This is a genomic window from Micromonospora sp. NPDC047762 (genome assembly GCF_043204655.1).
GTDB lineage: Bacteria > Actinomycetota > Actinomycetes > Mycobacteriales > Micromonosporaceae > Micromonospora.
The window spans coordinates 351,338-368,634 of record NZ_JBIDCQ010000003.1; the positions used below are offsets into that span (position 1 = coordinate 351,338).

Below are 17,297 nucleotides of genomic sequence, written 5' to 3' on the forward strand. Positions count from 1 at the left end.
CGTCCGTCTCCCTCAGGCCGCGCCAACGGAGCGGTAGACCTCCACTGTCTGTCGGGCGATGGCGTCCCAGGAGAAGTGCTGCACCGCGCGCCGCCGGCCGGCCAGGCCGAACCGCTCGGTGCGCGCCGGGTCGGCGAGCAGCGTGTTGATCGCGGCCGCCAGGTCGGCCACGAAGCGTTCCGGGTCCAGTGGGGTGCCGGAGCCGTCGGTGGCCTGCGCGATCGGCACCAGCAGGCCGGTCTCGTCGTCGGCCACGACCTCGGGGATGCCGCCGGTCGCGGTCGCCACCACGGCCGTCTCGCAGGCCATCGCCTCCAGGTTGACGATGCCCATCGGTTCGTAGACCGACGGGCAGACGAACACGGTGGCGTGCGTCAGCACCTGGATCACCTCGGGCTTGGGCAGCATCTCGGCCACCCAGACCACGCCGGAACGGTTGGCCCGCAGCTCGGCGACCAACTCCTCCACCTCAGCGGCGATCTCGGCGGTGTCCGGCGCGCCCGCGAGCAGGACGAGCTGGGTGTCCGCCGGCAACTCGCGGGCGGCCCGCAGCAGGTACGGCAGCCCCTTCTGCCGGGTGATCCTGCCCACGTAGACCACGCTGGGGCGGGACGGGTCGACACCGAGCCGGTCGAGCACGTCGGTGCCCTGATCCGGGGCGTACTGGACGGTGTCGATGCCGTTGTAGACCACCCGGACCCGGTCGGGGTCGATCTGCGGGTACGCGGTGAGCACGTCGTTGCGCATCCCGCCACTGACCGCGATCACCGCGTCGGCGGCCTCCATCGCGGTGCGCTCGATCCAGGAGGAGAGCGCGTAACCGCCGCCGAGCTGCTCGGCCTTCCACGGCCGCAGCGGCTCCAGGCTGTGCGCGGTCACCACGTGCGGCACCCCGTGCAGCAGCTTCGCGGTGTGGCCGGCCAGGTTCGCGTACCACGTGTGGCTGTGCACCACGTCGGTGCCGGCCGCGCCGGCGGCCATCTCCAGGTCCACGCCCATCGTGCGCAGCGCGGCGTTCGCGCCGGTCAGACCCGGCGGTTCGGCGTACGCGGTGACGCCCGGCTCGGTACGCGGCAGGCCGAAGCAGTGCACCCGTACGTCAGCGAGGCCGCGCAACTCCCGAGCCAGGTACTCGACGTGCACGCCCGCGCCGCCGTAGACCTCCGGCGGGTACTCGCGGGTGAGCAGATCGACGCGCAGCGGGGTGGGTTCGTTCATGACCCCGCACCCTAGTGCAGAAGACTCCCCGTACGAGTGGTGAAGTGGGACGCGGGTGGATAGCGTCGTGGCATGGCTGCCAAGGTGCTCGCGATCGTCCTGGCGGGTGGGGAGGGCAAGCGCCTGATGCCACTCACCACGGATCGGGCCAAGCCGGCCGTCCCGTTCGGCGGGATGTACCGCATGGTCGACTTCGTCCTCTCCAACCTGGCCAACGCCGGCTATCTCAAGATCGTCGTGCTGACCCAGTACAAGTCCCACTCTCTCGACCGACACATCACCAAGACCTGGCGGATGTCCACGCTGCTCGGCAACTACGTCACCCCGGTGCCCGCGCAGCAGCGTCGTGGCCCGTGGTGGTTCGCCGGATCGGCCGACGCCATCTACCAGAGCTTCAACCTCATCAACGACGAGCAGCCCGACTACGTGATCGTCTTCGGTGCCGACCACATCTACCGGATGGACCCGCGGCAGATGGTGGAGGACCACATCGCGTCCGGCGCGGCGGTGACCGTCGCCGGCATCCGCCAGCCGCTGTCGATGGCCGACCAGTTCGGCGTCATCGAGGTCGGCGAGGACGGCAAGCGGATCCGGGCGTTCCGCGAGAAGCCCACCGACGCTGTCGGTCTGCCCGACGCGCCGGACGAGATCTACGCCTCGATGGGCAACTACGTCTTCACCACCCGGGCGCTCTGTGAGGCGGTCGAGCGCGACGCGGAAGACAAGACCAGCAAGCACGACATGGGCGGCAGCATCATCCCGATGCTGGTGGAGCGCGGCGAGGCGAACGTCTACGACTTCCGCGACAACGAGGTGCCGGGCAGCACCGACCGCGATCGCGGCTACTGGCGCGACGTGGGGACGCTCGACTCGTTCTACGACGCGCACATGGATCTGATCAACGTGCACCCCGTCTTCAACATGTACAACTTCGACTGGCCGATCTACACCGAGCAGCTGCCGTGGCCGCCGGCGAAGTTCGTCCACCAGTGGGGTGAGCGGGTCGGCCGAGCGGTCGGCTCGATGGTTTCCCCGGGTGTGGTGATCTCCGGCTCGTTGGTGGAGAACTCGATCGTCTCGCCGAAGGTGCGGGTGCACTCCTGGGCGCACGTCGAGGGCTCGGTGCTGATGGAGGGTGTGGAGATCGGCCGGCACGCGGTGGTCCGGCGGGCCATCCTGGACAAGAACGTGTTCGTCCCGGAGGGCGTCGAGATCGGCGTCGACCTGGAGAAGGACCGGCAGCGTTACACCGTTTCCGACAACGGCATCGTGGTGATCGGCAAGGGCCAGAAGGTCGAGCCGTGACCGACAGGCACTCCCCGAGGAGGATCCCGCAGTGACCCACCCCCGTGCCGGCCAGCCCGCCGAGCCCGCCGACCTGGTCGACGTGCCGCGCCTGGTGACCGCCTACTACGCCGAGCATCCGGATCCCGCGGACCCGGCCCAGCAGGTCTCCTTCGGCACCTCCGGCCACCGCGGCTCCAGCCTGCGCAACGCGTTCAACTCCGACCACATCCTGGCGGTCACCCAGGCGCTCTGCGACTACCGGCGCGAGCAGGGGCTCGACGGGCCGCTCTTCCTCGCCCGGGACACCCACGCGCTCTCCGCGCCGGCCGCTGTGGACGCCCTGGAGGTGCTCGCCGCCAACGGGGTCACCGTGCTGGTGGACAGCCGCGACGGTTACACACCGACCCCGGCGCTGTCGCACGCGATCCTCACGCACAACCGTGGGCGGACCAGCGGGCTCGCCGACGGCATTGTCATCACCCCGTCGCACAACCCGCCCGACGACGGCGGTTTCAAGTACAACCCCACGAACGGTGGGCCGGCCGACACCGACGTGACCAGGTGGATCCAGGACCGGGCCAACGCCATCCTCGCCGCCGGGCTCAAGGAGGTCCGCCGGATCACCTACGCGCGGGCGCGGGCCGCCGACACCACCGGGGAGTACGACTTCCTCGCCAACTACGTCGACGACCTGCCGGCGGCGATCGACATCGACGCGATCCGCGATGCGGGGATCCGCATCGGCGCGGACCCGTTGGGCGGGGCGAGCGTGGCGTACTGGGGTGAGATCGCCGAGCGGCACCGCCTGGACCTGACAGTGGTCAACCCGACTGTCGACCCGACCTGGCGGTTCATGACCCTGGACGGCGACGGCAAGATCCGGATGGACTGCTCCTCGCCGAATGCGATGGCGTCGCTGATCGCCGCGCGGGCCGACTACCAGATCTCCACGGGCAACGACGCCGACGCCGACCGGCACGGCATCGTCACCCCGGACGCCGGGCTGATGAACCCCAACCACTACCTGGCGGTGGCGATCGGTCACCTGTTCCGCACCCGCACCGAGTGGGGGCCGGACGCCGCGGTGGGCAAGACCCTGGTCTCCTCGTCGATGATCGACCGGGTCGCCGCCGACCTGGGTCGGCCGCTGCTGGAGGTGCCGGTCGGCTTCAAGTGGTTCGTGCCCGGCCTGCTCGACGGCGCGGTCGGTTTCGGTGGCGAGGAGAGCGCCGGGGCGTCGTTCCTGCGGCGTGACGGCTCGACCTGGACCACCGACAAGGACGGCCTGCTGCTCTGCCTGCTCGCCGCCGAGATCCAGGCCACCACCGGCCGCAGCCCGAGCGAGCACTGGGCGGAGTTGGCCGAGCGTTTCGGCGCGCCCTCGTACGCCCGGATCGACGCTCCGGCCACCCGGGAGCAGAAGGCCGTGCTCGGCAAGCTTTCCCCGGAGCAGGTCACCGCCACCGAGCTCGCTGGTGAGCCGATCACCGCGACGCTGACCACCGCCCCCGGTAACGGCGCGGCGATCGGCGGCCTCAAGGTCAGCACCGAGTCCGGCTGGTTCGCCGCCCGTCCGTCCGGCACCGAGGACGTCTACAAGATCTACGCCGAGTCCTTCCAAAGCCCCGACCACCTCAAGCAGATCCAGGAAGAAGCCAAGAACCTGGTAGACCAAGCCCTAACCCAGTCCTAACCCCCGCCGCAGTTGATCATGAAGTTATTGCCATTCGGCACGGCGTGTCATGGCAATAACTTCATGATCAACGAGGTCAAAGGTGGGGGTTAGCAGGGTGGGGGATCGGCGGGTGGGGGTAGTTCCTGGCCGCGTCGGCGTAGCTCTTCGGGGAGCAGTTCGCGGAGCTGCTCGGGGAGGAACGGCAGGTCGAGCAGCGTCATCTTCAATTGGTTGCGCTCCTGGTAGCGCAGCGGGTCGAAGCGGACCACCAGACCGGCGTCACGCCGGTACGAGATGTCCACCGCCCCGTCCGTCGCGGCGTCGCGGAACACCAATCCGTCCATCTCCACGACGACCGGCGACGAGTTGGGCTGCAACTCCAACCGGATCTTCTCGTCCGGGGAGAGCACCACCGCCCGGGAGATGCCGGCCATCGGCGCCGCCGGCGTGATCACCACCGAGTCCGCCGCCGGGGAGATCAGTGGACCACCGGCCGCGTAGCTGTACGCCGTCGAGCCGGTCGGAGTGGCGACCACGACGGCGTCGCTGCGGTAGTAGCCGTACTGCTGGCCGTCGATGGCGAGCGTGACGCTGACGAAACCGGCGCCCGGCTGACGGACCAACGCGATGTCGTTGAACGCCACGACGTCGTCGCCGCACACGTCACAGGCGAGGCAGGCGTGCGACTCGATCGTGAAGTCCTTCGACAGCAGCCGGCTCAGCGCCTCGGGCAGCTCCGGCGGTTCGATCTCGACGAGAAACCCCAACCGACCCAGGTGTACGCCGAGCACCGGTTTCGGGTCGAGGACGGCGGATCGCAGCGCACCCAGCATGGTGCCGTCGCCGCCGATGCTGATCAGCGCGTCGGCGCGGGACGCCACCTGGTCCGCCGGCACCCGTTCGACAGAGGACGGGACGCGGTGCTGGTCCTCCTCGCGCACGTACAACGTCTTGCGGTGACGCGTCGCCCACCGTTCGATGATCCCGACCACCTCGGTGACATCCCGGGTGGGGTGCAGCACAAGTCCCAGCCCCGACACCCGTACAGCTCACCACATCGGCGGCGACCGTACCCGGCGTACACCGAAGGTGCGCCGACGGCCCGCGGACCGTCGGCGCACCTCGCCGCCATCAGGGGCGGGGCTGCCCGGTGAGGTGGGTCAGCGAGCGGGCGACCAGGTCGTCGCGGGCCGCCGGGGGGAGGCCCTCCAACCCGAAGCCCAGATACACGGTGTCCCCGGTGACCACCACCGAACCCTCCTCGAACGCCTGCTGGCTGCGCGACCAGTCGTTGGCGTTACCACCGGAGCCGGCCGGCGGCCCGGCCACCGTCCAGCCTCCCAGGTCGGCGGACTCGAACGAGGTCTCCGCCACCGTCGACCCGTCGACCACCACCCGGGCGTCGTCCAGGAAGACGCCAAGACCCTGGGTGCCCCAGTCCGAGGCGTACGTGATCGACACCTCGACCTGTTTGCCGGCGTACGCGGTCAGGTCGACAACGAACTCCTTCCAGCCGCTCGACGTACCGGTCGCCGCGTTCCAGCTTCCGGTGCTGCCGGTGGGGGAGCAGCCCGCGCCCTGGTAGTGGGCGAGGAACGGGTGCAGCTGGTCCCAACCCGAGGCGCAGCTCTCCCCGGTGACCGTGCTGGTCTTGCCGTTGACGTCCGGCAGGGTCGTCCACTCGTCGCTGCCCACCTCGTGCGCCTCGACGAAGAGGAAGTCCCAGTCCTGCTCGATCTCGTACGAGGTGAAGAAGCGCAGTTCTCCGCTGCTCGCCCCGCTGAGGTCCACGGTGCGGGTGAGCCGCTTGTACGACTCGTCGGCCTGCCCGCTGTGCAGGTACCACTCGCCCGTACGCGGGTCGAACGGCGCGCCACCCGGTCGGGTCCAGCCCACCGGCGCTGAGCTGGCGAACTGCGGGAACTCGTCCGGCGGCAGGAAACTCGACGTGGTCAGGAAGGACGCGGTGTGTCCCTGGTTCTCCGCCGAACCGGAGCCGTTGAGCTGGCCGGTGAAACCGGTGAACGCGCCGTCGCTTCCGGCGACCGGGAACGGCTCTCCCTCCGGCGCGGTGCCGCCGTCGCTGACGTAGGTGTGCGCCCCCAACCAGTACTGCTGGAAGTCGTTCAGCAGCGGCAGGCAGGCGGGATCGTCGGCGTTCGTGCACTCCGGCGGTGCGTCCGGGTGGTAGACGTACGAACCGTTGGCACCCTGGGCGAACAACGCGTACTGGCCGCTGACCAGGAGCTTTCCGCCCTCGTTCAGGTAGTCCCGAACGGCCAGTTCGGTGTCCAGCGCAGCCCTGGCCGTGGTGCCGGCGACCTGGCCGGGGGAGCGCATGATCACGTCGTCACCGGTCTCCCACACCACGGCCTCGTAGTGCGACAGGACACCGAGCGGGTGCGGGGCCTTCCGGCCCATCGCGTCGAAGTCGTACACGTCGCTGGTGCGTCCGGCGGCGCTCAGCGACGCCGCGACCTCGTCGGCGTACTTCGCCGTGGTGCCGGTCTGCGCCGGGCTGAGGCCGGTGACGTCCTCCGCGGCGAGGACCAGCACGTCCCCTCCGATGTCGGTGTGCACCCGGTAGGTGAAGTGAACGCTTGCGACCACCCCGGACCGGGGTTTGTTGCCGGTGAACCAGACCTCCACCCGGTCGCCCGGCTTCGTGCCGCCGACAGTGCCGCGAAGCTCGGCGTAGTAGTCGTCGTGCGTGCCGCCGTACCGCTCACCGCCGCGCCACTCGCGGACCGCTACGGTCTTCGGCCGCCCGCCGTTGACCGTGTAGTGCATCTTCACGTTCTTCAGCGCCCGCCGGGTGATCGCGGCGACCTGCTGGGTGCGCCCGTACGAGGTGTCGAAGGCGTCCACCACGAAGTCCGGGGTGCTCCGTCCGACGACCGAGACCGGCTCGTCCGGGTCCGCCGCCGACTTGGCCACGGCCAGCGCGAAGGGCAGGTTCTTGCTCACCTCCCCAGCGATCAACTCCTCGTCGTCGGGGAAGATGAAGCCGCTGACGCAGTCCTCCGGGCGCCACTCGTCGTCCGGGTCGACCGCCGAGGCGGCCTCACAGGTGGACATCTCCGGGGTGAAGCCCAGCGTGCCGTACCGAACGGTGGCGTGGCTGTCGGTGTCACCGTTCGTGGTGTAGAGCTCGGCGGAGATGTCCGGGTCGTAGCCGGGCACCGCCGGGTGCGCGTCGTCACCGGCCATCGCCTTGTAGATCTCGTCGTCCGGGGTGGGAGTGCTCACCTGCCAACCGAGGCCGTAGAGCAGCAGTTCGGCCGCCGAGTGGTAGTTGACGAAGAACTCGAACCCGACCCGCTTGAAGAGGCGGTCCAGTGCCTTGGTCTCCGGCTCGGAGTTGGGGCCCGGGCCCCGGTAGGTCTCGCTGTTCGGGTCCGGTGACGAACCCTCGTTGTCGTACCCCCACTTGTAGCTGAAGTTGCGGTTGAGGTCGACGCCGTCGCCCGAGCCGATCTGGCCGTCGCCGTTGTTGTCCCGCAGGTTCTTGCGCCACAGGCGGTTGCCGGAGGTGAAGGTGTGGTCGTAGCCGTCCGGGTTGGCCACCGGCAGGAACCACAGCTCGGTCGTGTCCAGGAGCCTGGTGATCTCCCGGTCGGTGCCGTAGCTGTCCAGGACGTGGTGCATCAGTCGGCGGGTCATCTCCGGCGTGATCCACTCGCGGGCGTGCTGCGCGCCCGCGTAGAGCACCGCGGGCCGCTTCCCGTCCTCGACCGTCCGTGCGTTCTTGGTGACCTTCACGGCGACGATCGGTTGGCCCTGCTGCGTGCGGCCGATCGTCTCCACCTTGGTCAGCTTGGGATATCGAGCCGCTGTGGCGTTCAGCTCGTCCCGCAGGCCGCCCGGCTCCCCATAGGGCCGGAACGCCGCCCAGCCCGCCGCAGCCTGCTCCCGCAGCGCCTGCGACGCGTCCTTGCCGCGCACCTTCTTCACCGCCAACGGGACGCCCTGGTCGGTCAGCCGTTTCGCCTGCCGGCGGCTGAGCACCGTCTCGACAGTCGTCTTGCCGGTCGAGTCCGCCTTCGCGTCGTGGCCGAGGTCGACCCCCGCCGCGCGCAGTTGCTCCCGCTGTTTCGCGTCGACAGTGCCGACGTACACCTCCAGGCCGTCGCGGACGCCCGGGTCGGACGGCGGCCGCGCGCTGGCCGGTGGGGTCAGTGCCAGTGCGCCGAGCAGGGTGACCACGCCGGCGATCGCCAGTCGTCTCGGTCTCATCGCGCCTCCTTGGGTGAAGGACCTGTAGGCGCGAGCCTTCGGTGTGACGCGATCGATGTCAATCAGTCGATGGGTGTTTCGTTGCTGACCGTGTCGGCGTTGGTGCCAGGTGTGACGCTCAACGTGAGGCGGGCCCACGGCCCGGTGGGCGCTCGTCGGACCAGCTCGCGATGATCGGGTCGGGCCGGCAAGCCCGGACCCCGCAGGCGCGCCGGGGAATCGTCCCGGACGTCACCTGCGGGGTCGGTGTCGGCTCAGCTCGCGCTGGGTGCCGGGGCTGTCGACTTGACGGACTGCTGTGCGACCACGCCGGTCGACTGGGCGCACAGCCACGCGAGACGGTCGATGATTTTCTCTGGGTCCTCGAACGGATCCAGCGTGGTGATCTCGATGGGATCGAGTGGGGGCACTTCCACGTGCGAGATGAGCGGGTGCAGCGGGCGCAGGTCCCGCTCGCCGGCGCCGATCAGGTCCTCGTGGAGTTTCTCGCCCGGCCGGAGCCCGGTGTAGACGATCTGGACCGGTCCCGGTGCCTGGCTCGCCAACTGGCGAGCGATGTCGTCGATCCGTACCGGCTCGCCCATGTCGAGGACGAGTGCCTCGCCGTCGCGGCCGATGCCGGCGGCCTGGAGCACCAGGTGCACCGCTTCCTGCACTGTCATCAGGTAACGCGTCACGTCGGGGTGAGTGACAGTGATCGGCAGCCCCGCCTCGATCTGGGCCCGGAACGCCGTGACCACCGACCCTCGGCTGGACAGGACGTTGCCGAAGCGGACGCTGAGGAACGTGCCGCCGTGCGTCGCGGCGGCGTTCGCGGTCAACCGCTCCGTGATCCGCTTGGAGTAGCCGAGAACACTGACCGGGTCGGCGGCCTTGTCGGTCGAGATGTTGACGAACCTCGCCACGTCGCGGCACGCGTTGAGCACTGTCTGCGTGCCGAACACGTTCGTCTTGACCGCCTCGCCCGGGTGACGTTGCAGCAGTGTCAGGTGTTTCAGGGCCGCCGCATGGAACACGATGTCGGGTCGGCGTTCCGCCATCACCCGCCGGATCCGTTCCTCGTCGCGCAGGTCGGCGAGGATCAGCTCGGGGCTGTCCAACATCGCGCGACCCGACATCGACAGTTGCAGGGCGTGCAGGGCCGACTCGTCCCGGTCGAGCATCATCAGCTCGCCCGGATCGGCCCGCATGATCTGGCGGCACAGCTCGGAGCCGATCGACCCGCCGGCGCCGGTCACCAGGATCCGGCGTCCGCGCAGCTGGGACTCCGCATCCCGAAGGTCGCCGATCACCTGTCGTCGTCCGAGCAGGTCCGCCATGTCCGGGTCGCGAACGTCGCTCACGGTGATCCGATGGTCGACCAGTTCCCGTACCGAAGGAAGGATCTTGAACGTCGCTCCGGTCTTCAGGGTGCTCTCGCGAACCTCGTTGATCAGTTCGGAGTCGGCGTTGGCGGCGGAAAAGATCACCATCTTCGCGCCGGTACGCCGCACGACAGTGTCGATGTCGGAGCGAGAGCCGAGCACGCGCACGCCCGCCAGCGACAGGTGGCGTTTCTGCGGGTCGTCATCGAGCATCCCGACCGGCAGGAACTGCCCTGCCGGATCACTCAGCATGGCCCGCAGGAGCCCCTGACCGGCGGAGCCCGCGCCGAAGAGCAGGACCGGCTCCGCGCGGCCGGCGTCCGGGCGCAACGTCCGGTCGCTGCGGCTGCGGTACGTCAGACGGGTGGCGAGCATGACGGTCAGCGCGATCGCCGCGCCGACGAGTGGCGTGCTCGCGGGCACCGGCCGGGACGTCATGGGCACGAGGGCGATCAGCAGCAGTACGCCGGTGGTCAGGGCCGTGTTGGCGAGCCCCTGCATCTCCTCCACGCTGCCCAGGGGATGCCGGCCGGACAGGTTGCGGCGAACGGCGGACACCGCGACGTGCGCTGCCGCGGCGACCACGCCCATACCGATCGCGCGGGCCAGGGCGGGGCCGGTGAGCGAGAACTCGAAGCGCACCCACGCGGCGACGGCGAAGCCCGCGATCCAGGCGAGGGTGTCCGCTGCGAGGAGGCGGCCGGCCAGTCGAAGGTTGCGATGCGACCGGCCGAGGCGTATGGAGTCGCTGGGGCTTGTCCCCGAAAGTTGCATGTGAAACTCCTGCTGCGATAGCGGCCCATCCGGGGCTAAACCACCAAGATGGTCTTATTGGGGTCCTACCAAAACTAATCACTTTATGGCTGGTTTTTTGCCGTTTGCGAAGTTTGTCCGGCTGCTGACCTGGCCGACTGTCGTGGCACCACCGCCCCCCGCAGCACGTCCTCGAACCGTTCGAAGAGCAGGTCGCGGTCGAACTCGTTGGCCGCGACCACCCGCGCTGCGGCCCGCGCCCCGGCGGTCCTCGCCGGATCGCTGACGAACGCGCCAGCGAGCGTCGCCGCGGCGGCGGGATCTCCCGCGGGCAGCACGAGTCCGGCGCCGCTGCGGCGCAGGATGTCGGCGATCCACCCCTCGTGGTTGACCGCTACCGGTCGACCGGCGGCCCACCCGTCGAAGACCTTGTTGGCCGAGTTGGCGTGCAACGCGGGCTCGTCGCGCACCGTCGAGACGGCGAGATCGCAGGCACCGAAGAACGCCACAACCTCGGCCTTCGGCACCTGGTCGATCATGAAGAGGTTGCGGTCCAGGACGTCGGCCGCGGCTGCCTGTGCGCGCACCTGTGCCGTCTCCGCGCCCTGCCCGACGATCGCGATCCGCACGTCGGGGTGGTCACGACGCAGCGTCGCGGCCATCCGCACCAGATAACCCACGTCGTTGACGAACCCGAGCGTCCCCGCGTACAGGATCAGAGGACGGTCGCCCAACCACGGTGTGCGATCCCGAAGCGCTCGGCCGGCAGCGTCCGCGTCGGCGAACAACTGACGGTCACAGCCGTTGGGAATGACTGTCACCGCGGCGTCGGGGTGGCGCGCCCGAACGCCCGCCGCCATCCCCGGCGACAGCGCCAGGATGTGAGCGGCGTTGCGGTAGGCCCACCCCTCCAGACCGGTGGCCGCACGCCTCGTCAGCGGCGACCGCAACGCGCCCAGCGCGATCGGCACCTCCGGCCAGAGATCGCGTACCTCCAGCACCATCGGCGTCCGGCGGCGGCGGGCGGAGTAGACAGCGGGCAATGCGATGGTCAGCGGCGTGCTGGTCGCGAAGACGACGTCCTGCTCCAGTGACGCCGCGCGCGGAGCCGCCAACCGGGCGAACTGCCCGAAGGCCGAGATCCGCTCCCGGAAGGACATCGCGTTGCGGTAGGGAACGGCCGCCCAGTGCACCACCACGCCAGACTCCACAGTGGTCCGCCAGGTCTGCCGGGCGTCCGACGAGGACTCGGTGTCGCTGGTCACGACGTGCACGTCGTGGCCGTTGCGGACCAGACGGCGGGCGAACTCGTAGGACCGGGTGCCGCCGGACATGGCCGGTGTGCGGAAGTACTGGTGCAGGTAGACGATCCTCACCGGGCCACCCCGTTCCGACGGTGCCCGGCTCGGTCGGTGCTCAGCCGCCGGTAGCACTCCTGCACGACGGAGACCTGGCGCGACCAGGACTCCGACGTCTCGATGAAGCGCCGGTTGCGCTGTTGCAGGGTCGGCTCCAGCGGGCGGGCGGCCATGAGCTGTTCCGCCAGTGCGGTCTCCAACGGCCCGGTGAGGATGTCGGCCGCCATGCCGTCCTCGACCATCTCGCGATACGGCGGCAGATCCGCGAGCAGCAGCCGGCAACCGGCGAGCGCCGCCTCCAGCACCGTGCAGCTGCGCTGGTCGAAGCGAGGAACCGAGATGCTCACCTCACTCGCCCGCATCAGCCGGAAGGTGTCCTCCGGTGTCAGAGACCGGTCCAGGACCGTGACCCGTCCGGGCAGGCTCGCGGCGAGTTCGTGGGCTTCGGCGACGCACCGCCGCTGCGCCGCAGCGGCCGCTGCCTCGGCGGGACGGTGCCCGGCCAGGACGACGAGGTGAAGGTCGGGACGAGCGTCGGCCACCCGGGCGAACGCCCGCAGGACCTCGGGCGTGCGGTAGACGGGACCGGCCGTCCGGGCGGCGAACAGCACTGTCGCGTCGGCCGGGATGCCGAATTCGGCCCGCGCCGACGCCGGCGTCACGGTGTCCCGGAGCGCGAACAGCTTGTCGTCCACGCCCCACGACACGGTGCGGGTGCGGTCCGCCGGTATCCGGTAGCGCTCGATGATCTCGGTACGGACCGACTCCGCGGTGGGGAGGACGAGGTCGGAGCGGCGCAGGGCGGCCCGGGCGACCCATCTGCGGATCCGGGACCGACGCGCCGACTGCAGGTCGACCCCCCAGGGCGTGACCACCCGGGCGGGTCGACGCGGGGCCAGCAGCGACAGCAGACCCGCCATCCCTACCGAGTGCACGTGCAGCACGTCGGGGCGAGCCTCGCGCGCCTGCCGCCGCAGCCACCAGCCGGCGGCGGCGAGCTGCCACACCGCTCCCCACCGCCCGTTGCGGGTCCGGCCGGTCCCGGGCGCCACGCGCAGTTCGACGCCGTCGATGGGCTCCGCGTCGATCCAGCTGACGGCGATGACCGGATGACCGCGTTCCGCCAGGGCGACCGCCCACTTGCGGGCGTGCAGCGAGCTTGCGCCGCAGAGCAACATGACGGACGGAAGTACGGGCGTGGGGGCCGAGCCCGGGGCGGCCCGCTGCCGACGCGGCTGGTCGTGGCTCTCGACCCTCGGTGTGTCGGGACGCGTCGCGGTCACCTTCGTCTCCTTCATGATCACGTCAGGACCTTGTCGGCGGCGGACCGTCCGCGGCGCAGGCCGTAGCCGCTCTGGTCGGGCGTCCAGGCCGGTCGGGTCCGCACGGAGTGCTTCGGCCCGGCGGGACGCGGGTCGGTCACGCGTTCCGGCTCGGCCTGCGAACGGGCTGTGGCGACGGCCAGGAGGAGTACGAACGGGATGAGCACCGGCAGGGTGAGCAGCGGCTCTCCGAAGAGGCTGCACCCCCCGATCGCGGCCATGCCGAGCACTGCCGCCTCCGCGCTCTGGTCGCCGGCGCGCAGGCGTCGACGGGCCTGGCGGATCACGATGAACAGGAGTCCGCCGACCAGGAGGACGCCGACCAGCCCGGTCTGGGCCAGCACCGTGAGGTAGGTGTTGTGGGCGTGGTTGAGGCTGTCGAGCTGAACGTCGACCGCGGCCACGGTGACCTCGGGCTGGAAGTACTCCGGCAGGTGGGCCCGGAAGTTCTGGAAACCCACGCCGACGAGAGGGTGGTCGGCGGCCATCCGCAGGGCACTGAGCCACAGGTCGAGGCGTACGCTGCTGGAGCTGTCCAGCCGGCCGTCCACAGTCGTGTACGAGATTCGCTCGGCCACCTGATCCGGCACCAGTTGCACCCCGGTCAGGCCGACGGTGAGGACGACGACCATGCCGGTGAGAGCCAGGGCCACTGTGCGCCGTCGCTGGATCACGAAGCAGAGCAGGAGCAGCGCTCCGCCGATGTACGTCGATCGGCTGTAGGACAGCACCACGCTGACGACCACGGCGGCGATCCCCGCGACGGTCAACACGCGGGCTGTGCCTGACACACCCGGTCGCAGCCTGGCCAGCAGCACGGCGAGCGCCAGCAGCAACATCGGTCCCCACGCGTTGTGGTTCAGGCTGCTGAGGGATTCGGCGAGGTCCGGGTTCTCCTCGGCGAGCACCGGTGCTCCGATCAGGGCGAGCACGGCATGGAACAGACCGACGCCGGTCGCTGCGACCGCGAACACGAGGAGGACGGACCGTGAGCGGGCTCGGGCAGTGTCGATGAGCGGTATGCAGGCCAGGGGTATCGCGATCGCGGCGACCGACCGGAACGCCTGGTTGGGTTGGCCACCGACCGTCACACCGAGAGCGAGGACGCAGGTCAGGCCAGCCACGATGAGGACGGCGGGGGTGCTGCGGCGGGTCGCCCGGCCGCGGAGCAACGTGCCGACCAGAGTGCAGAGGATCAGCGCCAGCAACGGCGTGGTGCTGCTCGCCGCCGGGGCGATGGGCAGCTGCGATGCGGGCACCGCCAGTGCGATGCAGTAGAGGCCGAAGCCGGGCAGGGTGATGACGAGCACCACCACGGCGAGAGCGGCCAGCCGCAGCAGGAACGAGGTGTCCTGCACCGCCACCACACCGGCGGCCACGCCGGCGACGAGCACGCCAGCCGCTCTTCCCCACGCCGGCAGCAGGGGGTCGCGGTCCCGTGTCGTTGGCCTCGCGTGCCGGCCGCCGCGTTCAGTCGTCATTCTGGTCGGACCGTTTCTCCGGCCCTGGGCAGGCCGGTAATCGAGGAAGGCCCAGCCGACGACCAGGCCGTAGAGGACGTATCCGGCCGACACGGCGAAGCCCGCGCCGAGCGTGCCGAAGCGTGGGATCAGGACGACCATGGCGAGCAGCCCGCCGATGGCGGCGCTGACGGCCGCCAGGGTCGGCGGGCCCGGACGGTCGACGGCCGTCAGGTAGCTCTGCGCGGTGCGGGCGACCGCGAGCACGATGAGGCCGGGCAGCATCGCCCAGAGCACCGGTACGGCCTCGGCGAACTGCGGGCCGAAGAGCAGCGGGAAGGCCAGCGGCGCGACAGCGGCCAGCAGCCCCGCCCCGACGGCGGTGATCAGCAGTGTCTGCACCGACATCCGACGGACCGTGTGCCAGTCGGCGCCGCCGTGTGCGACCGCCGGTACGAGGATGAGACTGAGCGCCACCGGGAGCACCAGGAGCATCTCGGCGAACGGCACCGCCACCGAGTAGACGCCGACGGCGCCCGCACCGGCCACCAGGTGGATGGCGGGGACCTGGCTGCGCACCATCGCGAACTGGGCCAGGTTGGGCGCGTACACCCGGCGGGCGAACGTCCGGTACGCGGGCGCGTCCTGGGGTGTGCCGGCGTCGCGGCTCAACGGCAGGGCGCGGACGAGCAGCACCGTCGCGGCGCACACCTGGCCCACGAGGTACGCGCCGATGACGGTGTCGGTGTCCGCGCGGTCGGTCACCGTCAGGGCGACGAGCAGCAGGCCGTAGACGAGCAGCCCTCCGATGACGGTCCAGTTGTAGACCGATGCGCGACTGCGGCCGATCTCGGCCGTGCCGAGCAGCGAGGAGAGCAGCACCACGGGGCCGAGGCTGAGCGCGAGGGCGAAGGTGACCGGGTCGAGCCCGATCCGAACGGTTGGCCCGACCACCAGCGCCAGCGCCCCCCAGGCCGCTGCCACGCCGACTCCCACCGTTGCGACGTGGCGCAGACTCCACCACACGGTTCGACGGTGGGCGGCGGCCGAAGCGCCCGCAAAGCGGAGGTTGGCCGTCTCCATCCCCGCCGTCAGGACCGCTCCGAAGATCGCCGCACACGCGAGCACGACCGCCACCACACCCCGGTCGTGCGGGCCGAGGACCCGGGCCGCCAACACGCCGGTCGCCAAGCTGACGGCCAGGAGCACGACCCTGGTCCCGACGGACCCGGCGGCGGCAGCCGACACGCTCTGCGCCGAGACACGCGCCGACGCGCCGGGACCGGTGGTGGGCTGGACGCTTCCGGCGAGGTCCCGAGCGCCTGTCACCGCCGGCCCGGCATCCGCACCGGGGCTGACGCCCGGACCGATGGGCGGTGTCGCGGCCGTCACCGGGCCACCTCGCGGGGGAGGCCGGCCTGCGGCAGTGGACGACCGTCGAGCGCCGCCCGGTAGATCGCCTCGACGTCGGCGACCGTCCGCTCGATGTCGAAGAGGTCCAGACAGCGAGTGCGTCCGAGCCGGGCCATGGCAGCCCGCCGCTGAGGGGCCCGCAACAGGTCGGCGACGGCATCGGCCAGCGCCTCCGGGTCTGCCGGAGGCACCAACAGGCCGCTCTCGCCATGTTGCACGGTGTCGGGCAACCCGCCGACGTCGCTGGCCACCACGCCCCGCTCCATCAGCAGCGCCTCGATGGTGGCGTACGACGCGGACTCCTCCAGCGACGGTGTGACCGCCACGTCGAGACCGGCCAGAACGCTCTGCACGTCGCTGCGGCGACCGGTGAAGTGCACGCGCTCGGCAACGCCCAGTCGGACGGCGCGTTCCTCCAGCTCACGCCGGTAGCCCACGTCACCGGTGAATTCGTCGCCGACGACGAAGAGGTGGGCGTCCGGCACCCGTTCCAGCAGGCGCGGGGCCGCGTCGAGGAAAACCTCGTGGCCCTTGAAGCCGATGTCCTGGAACGCCTGGAGTCGGCTGCGGTACATGTGCGCGAGCATTCCGACGGTGGGGGTGCCGGCGGCCAGCCCGAACTCCGCCCGGAAGGACTCCCCACTCGCGGTCGGATCGAGCCGGTGCACATCGCACCCGTAGTGACTGACCGTCACCGCTCGCGCGCCCAAGCTCCGGTACCGCTCGGCGAACGCGTGGCACGAACCGATCAGTACGTCCACCCGGCGCAGGGTTGCGCGATCGATGCGGTTGAACAGCGGGCTGCGCAGGTGGACGGTGCCGGCGATCTGGTTGACCAGCAGCGGTCGGCGGGCGGCGAGACTGGCCAGGCGGCAGACGATGTTCGCCTTCACCAGATGGCCGTGCACCACATCGGGGTCGAAGCGCCGGACCAGGCGGACGAGACGCAGTTGTGCCGCCGCGACCCGGGGGAGCTGCTGCGGGCGCCAACCGGACATCGACACGATCTCGGTGCGGATCCCGGCCGTCCGGAGGCGGTCGGTGAGTGGACCCTCGCCCGGGACGACAGCGCGGACGTCGTGCCCCAGCCGCGCCAACCCGGTCACCTGGTCGTAGAACCAGTCACCGCCGACGGCCGTGCTTGTCACCTGGAGAACGCGCAGTGGCCGGATGCCGGCACTGCGGCGGTTTGTGCTCACGTCCTGCTCCTC

General features: G+C 70.6%; 10 protein-coding genes. 2 read left to right on the forward strand and 8 right to left on the reverse strand.

Annotated elements, in window-relative coordinates; translation table 11 throughout:
• Positions 1-12 precede the first annotated feature (12 nt).
• Positions 13-1,218, reverse strand: coding sequence for a glycogen synthase (glgA, locus tag ACGF3C_RS12435; RefSeq protein ID WP_357230585.1), 1,206 nt, complete (start codon positions 1,216-1,218; stop codon positions 13-15).
• Between the two features lie 72 nt (positions 1,219-1,290).
• Between glgA and glgC the strand changes: the two genes are divergently transcribed.
• The gene (gene glgC / locus ACGF3C_RS12440) at positions 1,291-2,523 is read left to right on the forward strand and encodes a glucose-1-phosphate adenylyltransferase (protein ID WP_088990519.1); all 1,233 of its coding nucleotides are present in this window, start codon (positions 1,291-1,293) and stop codon (positions 2,521-2,523) included.
• A 31-nt stretch (positions 2,524-2,554) separates the two neighbouring features.
• Positions 2,555-4,198, forward strand: a complete 1,644-nt coding sequence (gene pgm / locus ACGF3C_RS12445) for a phosphoglucomutase (alpha-D-glucose-1,6-bisphosphate-dependent) (protein ID WP_393221431.1) — start codon at positions 2,555-2,557, stop codon at positions 4,196-4,198.
• Between the two features lie 89 nt (positions 4,199-4,287).
• Here the strand turns inward: pgm and ACGF3C_RS12450 are convergent, their stop codons facing one another.
• The 7 genes from ACGF3C_RS12450 to ACGF3C_RS12480 form a co-directional block, all read right to left on the reverse strand.
• Entirely contained in the window at positions 4,288-5,211 is a 924-nt protein-coding gene (locus ACGF3C_RS12450; RefSeq protein ID WP_393221919.1) for an NAD(+)/NADH kinase, read from the reverse strand.
• 100 nt (positions 5,212-5,311) lie between these two features.
• Positions 5,312-8,416: a M14 family zinc carboxypeptidase gene (locus tag ACGF3C_RS12455; RefSeq protein ID WP_393221435.1), complete on the reverse strand. Its 3,105-nt coding sequence runs from the start codon at positions 8,414-8,416 to the stop codon at positions 5,312-5,314.
• Positions 8,417-8,670: 254 nt separating this feature from the next.
• Positions 8,671-10,554 (reverse strand): polysaccharide biosynthesis protein, encoded by a 1,884-nt coding sequence (locus ACGF3C_RS12460; protein WP_393221438.1) that lies wholly within the window; start codon positions 10,552-10,554, stop codon positions 8,671-8,673.
• Positions 10,555-10,637: 83 nt separating this feature from the next.
• Positions 10,638-11,909, reverse strand: a complete 1,272-nt coding sequence (locus ACGF3C_RS12465) for a glycosyltransferase family 4 protein (protein WP_393221442.1) — start codon at positions 11,907-11,909, stop codon at positions 10,638-10,640.
• On the reverse strand, positions 11,906-13,174 hold the full coding sequence (locus ACGF3C_RS12470; protein ID WP_393221445.1) for a glycosyltransferase family 4 protein: 1,269 nt from the start codon (positions 13,172-13,174) through the stop codon (positions 11,906-11,908). The genes ACGF3C_RS12465 and ACGF3C_RS12470 overlap by 4 nt, the downstream gene beginning before the upstream one ends.
• Positions 13,175-13,191: 17 nt before the next feature.
• Entirely contained in the window at positions 13,192-16,065 is a 2,874-nt protein-coding gene (locus ACGF3C_RS12475; RefSeq protein ID WP_393221448.1) for an O-antigen ligase family protein, read from the reverse strand.
• The gene (locus tag ACGF3C_RS12480) at positions 16,062-17,285 is read right to left on the reverse strand and encodes a glycosyltransferase family 4 protein (RefSeq protein ID WP_393221451.1); all 1,224 of its coding nucleotides are present in this window, start codon (positions 17,283-17,285) and stop codon (positions 16,062-16,064) included. Before ACGF3C_RS12480 ends, ACGF3C_RS12475 begins: the two co-directional genes overlap by 4 nt.
• Positions 17,286-17,297: the final 12 nt, after the last annotated feature.

Excerpts from the sequence above, each read along its gene's own strand:
- glgA (WP_357230585.1), bottom strand. The coding sequence starts at position 1,218 with ATGAACGAACCCACCCCGCTGCGCGTCGATCTGCTCACCCGCGAGTAC.
- glgC (WP_088990519.1), top strand. The coding sequence starts at position 1,291 with ATGGCTGCCAAGGTGCTCGCGATCGTCCTGGCGGGTGGGGAGGGCAAG.
- ACGF3C_RS12455 (WP_393221435.1), bottom strand. The coding sequence starts at position 8,416 with ATGAGACCGAGACGACTGGCGATCGCCGGCGTGGTCACCCTGCTCGGC.
- ACGF3C_RS12460 (WP_393221438.1), bottom strand. The coding sequence starts at position 10,554 with ATGCAACTTTCGGGGACAAGCCCCAGCGACTCCATACGCCTCGGCCGG.